The 7601-nt window shown below is 43.6% G+C and carries 4 protein-coding genes; 2 read left to right on the top strand and 2 right to left on the bottom strand.

Annotated features, from left to right (window positions below; translation table 11 throughout):
* The first annotated feature begins 317 nt into the window (after positions 1–317).
* On the top strand, positions 318–1532 hold the full coding sequence (locus tag NBH01_RS18080; protein WP_011108877.1) for an ATP-binding protein: 1215 nt from the start codon (positions 318–320) through the stop codon (positions 1530–1532).
* Between the two features lie 7 nt (positions 1533–1539).
* Here NBH01_RS18080 and NBH01_RS18075 read toward each other — a convergent pair whose 3' ends face one another.
* Positions 1540–2607: a M20 family metallo-hydrolase gene (locus NBH01_RS18075; protein ID WP_008767146.1), complete on the bottom strand. Its 1068-nt coding sequence runs from the start codon at positions 2605–2607 to the stop codon at positions 1540–1542.
* A 109-nt stretch (positions 2608–2716) separates the two neighbouring features.
* Between NBH01_RS18075 and NBH01_RS18070 the strand changes: the two genes are divergently transcribed.
* Complete coding sequence (locus NBH01_RS18070) at positions 2717–4522, top strand: AMP-dependent synthetase/ligase (RefSeq protein ID WP_008762502.1); 1806 nt, start codon at positions 2717–2719, stop codon at positions 4520–4522.
* A 131-nt stretch (positions 4523–4653) separates the two neighbouring features.
* On the opposite strand, the gene NBH01_RS18065 is transcribed toward NBH01_RS18070, so the two are convergent.
* Positions 4654–7572 (bottom strand): M16 family metallopeptidase, encoded by a 2919-nt coding sequence (locus NBH01_RS18065; protein WP_181981921.1) that lies wholly within the window; start codon positions 7570–7572, stop codon positions 4654–4656.
* Positions 7573–7601: the final 29 nt, after the last annotated feature.

Genomic DNA, 7601 nt, shown 5'->3' with positions numbered 1-7601 from the left:
TACGCTGTTGACGAGACAGGATTTCAATGAATTCTTCTTTACTCATTTTTTGCATAGTCTTTTTTCTGGCAAAGATCGAGACTTAAAGATACAAAGACAACGGGTACTTTATCGGGGGCTTACGTTATTATGATGGTGGCTAAATTTCTTATCTTAGATAAAGATACAGGAGGTGCCCCTTTTTTCATAAATGCCATTGTCGTTTCTGTCTATAACCATAAAACATACTTGAAATCGGAAGTTTTTAGGGGTATACCCCTAAAAACTTCCGATTAATTATTTATATTTGTGTCTATAACCCTAAAAACTTCAGTTGTATGATTAATCGTGAACTTTATATGGAGCAAATCACTCCTTTTATTGATAAGCCATTTGTGAAAGTTATCACTGGTATTCGTCGCTGTGGCAAGTCGGTCGTGTTGCGTTTAATTCGTGAGGAACTTTTACGAAGAGGAGTATCTGAGGATTATATTATTTATATGAACTTTGAAAGTTTCGAGTGGATAGACATGAAGGAGGCGAAGGCGTTATACGCTCATATTCGGGAAGCTACGAAAGCCTCGGGAAAATATTATATTCTCTTGGATGAGATTCAGGAAGTTACAGATTGGGAAAAGGCAGTGAATGCCTTTTTGGTTGACTTGGATGTAGATATTTATGTGACAGGTTCTAATTCACGTTTACTATCTTCCGAGTTTTCGACTTATTTGGCAGGAAGATACGTTGCCTTTCACATTATGACTTTATCCTTTAGAGAATATCTATTATTTCATGATCTCCCGCTGACAATTTCTGTATCCGACCGTAAAACGGAGTTTCTGAAATATCTTCGTATGGGAGGATTTCCGGCTATTCATACGGCAAACTATGATTATAATGCTATCTACAAAATAGTGTATGATATTTATTCTTCTGTCATTCTTCGTGATACCGTGCAGAGGCATAGCATTCGTAACGTAGAAATGCTTGAAAGAGTGGTGAAGTTTGTTTTTGATAATATTGGGAATAAACTAAATGCGAAAAATATTGCCGACTATTTCAAAAGTCAGCAACGGAAAGTAGATATCAATACGATTTATAATTATCTCAATGCTTTAGATAGTGCTTTTGTCATTCAACGTATACCACGTTATGACATCAAGGGCAAAGAGATTCTGCAAACCAATGAAAAGTATTTTGTAAGTGATCTTTCATTAATTTATTCTGTGATGGGATATCGGGACCGCTTAATAGGGGGAATGCTCGAAAATTTGGTTTGCATGGAGTTGAAACGCCGCGGATACGAAGTATATGTAGGTAAACAGGATGAAAAAGAAGTTGATTTTGTAGCCATTAGGCGTGAAGAGAAAATATATGTGCAGGTTACTTATCAACTTGGCTTGCAAGCAACCATCGATCGTGAGTTTGCCCCTTTACTGGCAATTGATGATCATTATCCTAAATATGTGGTTAGTATGGATGATCTATGGCAAGATAATATTGAAGGGGTTAAGCATCGGCATATAGCCGATTTTCTACTTGATGAGTGGTAAAGACGGACTAAAGCTTTAGTCCGTCTAACAAATCTAAATAAATCCCGATAGCCTCTTCTATCTCTTTCAGCATAATATACTCTTCGGCTGTATGTGAACGTGAAGAGCGTCCCGGACCGATCTTTACCGACGCAAAGGACATCAATGCCTGATCTGACAAAGTCGGGGAACCGAAAGGTATGCGTCCCATCTTCACCGCTTTCTGTACGAACGGATGTTTCTCATCAATTCGTGAAGAGTTGAGGCGGAACGAGCGGGCTTTCGCATCGCAGGCTATATGCTTTCTGATCTCTGCAAATAAATCTTCGTTGGAGTAAAGTTCGTTGCTTCGGATATCAACAACAAATGTACATTTATCGGGAACTACATTGTGCTGAGTGCCTGCATTGATGACCGTAACGCTCATTTTTACCGGTCCGAGTAAAGGTGATTCTTTCTCGAAACGATAATCACGGAACCAGGCGATATCGTTCAATACCTTATAAATGGCATTATCTCCTTCATCGCGTGCGGCATGTCCGGCTTTTCCCGTAGCAGTTACATCCAGTACCATCAACCCCTTTTCGGCAATGGCAGGTTGCATCTCCGTAGGTTCGCCTACGATAGCGAATGAAACAGGGGGTAACCCCGGTAATACACTTTCAATTCCCTCCTTACCCGAAACTTCTTCTTCGCAGGAAGCCAGATAGATGAGATTGTAATTTTGAGAAGTGCGACATAGTTGCAGGAACACCTGTAAGAGCGAAACAACACTGGCTCCGGCGTCGTTACTGCCCAATCCGTATAATTTACCGTTTTCCTCGCGGGGTGTGAAAGGGTCTTTGCGCCAGCCATTTACGGGTTTTACCGTGTCGATATGAGAATTGAGCAGGATTGTCGGCTTTTTAAGGTCGAACATAGGACTGAGGCACCAAACATTGTTTCCCTTGCGTCCGGTCTGCATCCCTTCGGCTTCGATATAATTTTGCAGGAAATCAGCGGCTTGCGTCTCTTCCCGACTGATGGACGGAATGCTGATTAGTGATTTCAACAGGCTTACAGCTTCGGCTGTCATGGTTGGAATATCGTATTTCATATACAAACTTGTTAATTTAGAGCTTAATATTTGCACAAAGATACTCGTTTTGCGCAATAGTTTCAAATAAAACTAATACCTTTGTACCATATTTATCAATACAAAGAGTATGACTTATCATCATTTATCTGTCTTGGTCCACCGTCAGGCTGAAAAGTATGGCGACAGGGTAGCATTGAGATACCGCGACTATGAGACAGCACAATGGATTCCGATTACCTGGAATCAATTCTCCGGAACTGTACGACAGGCTGCTAATGCTTTCGTTGCGCTAGGAGTGGAGGAACAAGAGAATATCGGTATTTTTTCACAGAATAAACCTGAATGGTTCTATGTCGATTTCGGCGCATTTGCCAATCGTGGGGTTACTATTCCGTTCTATGCAACGAGTTCACCCGCACAGGCACAATACATTATCAACGATGCGCAAATCCGTTATCTTTTTGTAGGCGAACAGTATCAGTATGATTCTGCATTCAGCATCTTCGGCTTTTGTTCCTCGTTACAACAACTGATTATTTTCGATCGTTCGGTAGTAAAAGACCCGCGTGATGTCTCTTCCATCTATTTTGATGAGTTTATGGCAATGGGCGAAGGATTGCCGCATAATGAGGTGGTGGAAGAACGTACCGCACGTGCTTCTTACGATGATCTGGCTAACATCCTTTATACTTCCGGTACGACGGGAGAGCCGAAGGGAGTAATGTTGCATCATTCGTGCTATCTGGAGCAGTTCCATACGCATGACGAGCGTCTGACGACAATGACCGACAAGGACGTTTCTATGAACTTTCTTCCGTTGACACACGTATTCGAGAAGGCATGGTGCTATCTTTGTATTCATAAAGGAGTACAGATCTGCATCAATCTTCGTCCGGCAGATATCCAGACAACCATTAAAGAAATTCGTCCGACACTGATGTGCAGCGTACCCCGTTTCTGGGAAAAGGTATATGCCGGTGTACAGGAGAAGATCAATGAAACGACAGGATTGAAGAAGGCGCTGATGCTGGATGCCATCAAAGTCGGCAGAATCCATAATCTGGATTATCTTCGGTTGGGAAAGACCCCTCCGGTGATGAATCAACTGAAATATAAGTTCTACGAGAAGACCATTTATTCTTTGCTGAAGAAGACGATCGGTATTGAGAATGGAAATTTCTTCCCGACAGCCGGTGCAGCCGTGCCCGATGAAATCAATGAATTTGTTCATTCGGTAGGAATCAACATGGTGGTCGGCTATGGACTGACAGAATCTACGGCTACGGTATCATGTACTTTGCCGGTAGGTTATGATATCGGTTCGGTAGGTGTGGTATTGCCGGGACTGGAAGTGAAGATAGGCGAAGACAATGAAATCCTGCTCCGTGGAAAAAGTATAACCAAAGGATATTATAAAAAGGCGGAGGCTACTGCCGCTGCTATCGATGCTGACGGCTGGTTCCATACAGGCGATGCCGGTTATTTCAAGAATGGGCAGTTATTCCTGACAGAGCGCATTAAGGATTTGTTTAAGACATCGAATGGTAAATATATTGCTCCGCAAGCATTGGAAACCAAACTGGTGATAGACCGTTATATTGACCAAATCGCTATTATCGCAGATCAGCGGAAGTTTGTTTCTGCTTTGATCGTTCCGGTGTACGGGTTTGTCAAGGACTATGCGAAGGAGAAAGGAATCGAATACAAAGATATGGCCGAACTGTTGCAGCATCCAAAGATTGTCGGTCTGTTCCGTGCACGGATAGAGACCTTGCAACAGCAATTTGCGCATTATGAACAGATCAAACGTTTCACATTACTTCCTGAACCTTTCAGCATGGAGCGTGGAGAATTGACTAATACATTGAAGTTGAAACGCTCAGTGGTTTCTGAAAACTACAAAGAACTGATTGAGAAGATGTACGAAGAATAAGGCTTTTCTCGGTCTGGCCTGATGATAAACGATAAACGGTGAACAAGCTGCATATTTGGCAAGCTGTTCACCGTTTGTTCTTTGTGTATCAATAGGCTATGTGTCTGCTATTTTATGGAGAACACTATGCTTTAGTAACCGAAGATTTGTTCCTGAGTGAGTTCCTCGATAGGGCCTACTGCTTTCAGCTTATTCATGTCAAGGTCTTTCTTGTCTCCCAAGATGCAATACACATACGTGCGTCCTTTCACCCATTCCTTTTGGAAATCAACGATATCTTTCAATGTCATAGTCTGCACGTCATTATAGAGTTTGATGCGTGGATCTACGCTTTGTCCCAAATCCTGTGCATTGATATAAGTCCAGATAATATCGCTTTTGATGATGCGGTCGGTACGCATGCGGTTGATTAATCCTTCTTTTGCCAATTTGAAGGCTGCTTCGGATTCCGGCATATTGTTGATAATATCGTTGAACGTATTGACGGCATCAATCATCTTGTCATTTTGAGTTGCAATCTGGGTACGTATTGTATATGGATACTTCAGATAGCTTGGCGGCATTATGCCGGCCCATGCGGAATAAGCCAGTCCGCGGGTTTCACGCATTTCCTGGAAGACGATGGAGTTCATACCTCCGCCGAAATATTCGTTATATAATTCGCGGGTAGGTTCGATAGCCGGATCATATTTCTTATCAAGATTGGAAATTTGCGCCATATAGATCTGTTTGGCTTCATAAGGAGCTACCAGTACTTTGGTCGCCGGTGTTTCAAGATAAGAAAACTCGTTTCCTGCAGGAATATCTTTCAGAGTAGCCGGTACCTGGTGATATTGGTCGATGGTAGCCAGCAGGTCTTTGCTGCTGCTAGGACCATAATACAGGATACGATGTTTGTAGTTGTTCTGATTATGAATCCGGTCAACCAGTTCCTGTGGATTCATGCTGGCGAGCTCTGCTTCCGTCAGTAAATTGGTGGTGGGAGACTTCGGACCGTACATCGCATAATTCATCAGGCGGGAGAAGTTCTGTCCTTGATTCAGTTTGGCATCTGCACGGGCTTTCAGTATATCTCCGACCAGATTGTTGTAAGCTTCCTTATTTACTTGTGCGTCTGCCAGTAACTTTTCGAATAGTTGCATGGCAGCCGGCATATTCTCATTCAGACCGGAAAGAACCACGTAGGTGCGTTCGTTGCCCGGAGAAACGTAGAAAGTACACGCCAGACGATAGAACTCGCTCTTCAGTTCTTCCGGTGTCATGTCGGAAGTGCCCAGATATTCAAGGTAGTCGAAAGCCGTTCCCAATGCCTTGTCGTTGTTGTTACCCATATCGAATACGTAGATCAGTTGGAAGAGATCGTTGGTAGTATTCTGCTTATAGAGTACCGGAATGTCGGATTTCGCTGTCAGCTGGCTCATATCTTTCTTGAAGTCGAGGAATACAGGTTCGATGGGCTTTACTGCATTCTCCTGTATGGAGGTAAGGAATGGACTTGCCACATCCCGGTTGGATACGATGGGAGTAATCTCCGGTTTTGTCATCTTCTTCTCGTTTGGGTCTTTGCCTTGTTTCTTGTAGACAACGGCATAATTATCCTCCTTCAGATATTTATCGGCAAAGGCCACGATATCCTCTTTGGTCAGTTTAGCCATGCGGTCGATGGCGGTTACTTCGTCCTCCCAGTTTGTTCCGTTAATGAATGAGTTGACGAATATGTCGGCACGTCCTTCATTGCTTTCCATGCTTTGGAGCTCGTAGAGCTTGAAGTTGTTGATATTAGCTTGCAGCATCTTCTCATCGAACTCTCCGGCACGAAGTTTCTTTATTTCGTTCAGCAAGAGGTCTTTGACTTCTTCCAGCGTTTGTCCCTGTTTGGGAAGTCCGCCCAATATGAAGGCTGAGTAATCTGCCAGTCCCATCGGGTAACCGTAGCTGTTCAGCACCTTCTGCTGCTGGTTCAGATCAAGGTCGATGAGTCCTGCCTTTCCATTGTATAATACTTGCGAAACAACTTGCAGAACCTCGAAATCCTTGCTGGCCAATCCGGGGAATCTCCATGCCAGTGCAACGCTTTCCGCATCCGGACCTAATACTTCTTTAACTATAGGTGCGGTGATCGGATCTTCTTTCGGCAGATTCAGTTTGGGAAGTTCCGGATTCGGCTTCAAGCCTCCGAAGTATTTATCTATCAAGGCAATGGTTTCATCCGGGTCTAAATCTCCGGACATACAGATCGCCATATTATTGGGAACGTACCATTGTTTATAGTAATTCTTGATATTGGTGATGGAAGGGTTCTTCAGATTCTCCTGTGTACCCAATACGGTTTGTGTTCCATAAGGATGCTTGGGGAAGAGAGAGGAGAAGATCGCCTCCTGCACTTTGCTGTTGTCCCGGGTCAGAGACATATTTTTTTCTTCGTATACAGCTTCCAGTTCCGTATGGAAACCGCGGATGACATTATTCTCGAAGCGGTCTGCCTGAATCTTTGCCCAGTTCTCTATCTGATTGGAGGGGATATCTTCCTGATAGACAGTCTGGTCATACCATGTGTAGGCATTGCTGCCGGAAGAACCGATAGCAGCCATCAGCTTGTCATATTCGTTGGGAATGGCGTATTTGGATGCTTCGTAAGAGAGGCTGTCGATGGTGTGGTAGATCGCTTTGCGCTCTGCTTCGTCCGTCGTCTGGCGGTATATCTCAAATTGCTGTTCAATTTGGTCCAATAGTGGTTTTTCGGCAGCATAATCCTGTGTGCCGTATTTGTCGGTACCTTTAAACATCAGGTGTTCAAAGTAGTGTGCCAGTCCGGTCGTTTCTGCCGGGTCGTTCTTTCCGCCCACCCGCACGGCGATGAATGTCTGAATGCGGGGAGTTTCCTTGTTTACAGTGAGGTAAACTTTTAATCCGTTGTCCAGTGTGTAGATGCGGGCTTTCAGCGGGTCATTGGGCACTGTCTCGTAGCTATACTTCTTTTGTGAGCTACAACTGCTCATCACTAATGCAAGGAAGAGCGATAAGCATGAAAGTTTCAGGAGTTTGTTCATATTGTGACAACATTTTAGTGACAGAAACA

This window comes from Bacteroides sp. B1-V-101 (assembly GCF_023656585.1).
GTDB classification, from domain to species: Bacteria; Bacteroidota; Bacteroidia; order Bacteroidales; family Bacteroidaceae; genus Bacteroides; species Bacteroides thetaiotaomicron.
The sequence above is the reverse complement of the archived record's forward strand: the minus strand, read 5'-3'. Positions and strand labels throughout refer to the sequence as shown.

Excerpts from the sequence above, each read along its gene's own strand:
- NBH01_RS18075 (WP_008767146.1), bottom strand. The coding sequence starts at position 2,607 with ATGAAATACGATATTCCAACCATGACAGCCGAAGCTGTAAGCCTGTTG.
- NBH01_RS18065 (WP_181981921.1), bottom strand. The coding sequence starts at position 7,572 with ATGAACAAACTCCTGAAACTTTCATGCTTATCGCTCTTCCTTGCATTA.
- NBH01_RS18080 (WP_011108877.1), top strand. The coding sequence starts at position 318 with ATGATTAATCGTGAACTTTATATGGAGCAAATCACTCCTTTTATTGAT.
- NBH01_RS18070 (WP_008762502.1), top strand. The coding sequence starts at position 2,717 with ATGACTTATCATCATTTATCTGTCTTGGTCCACCGTCAGGCTGAAAAG.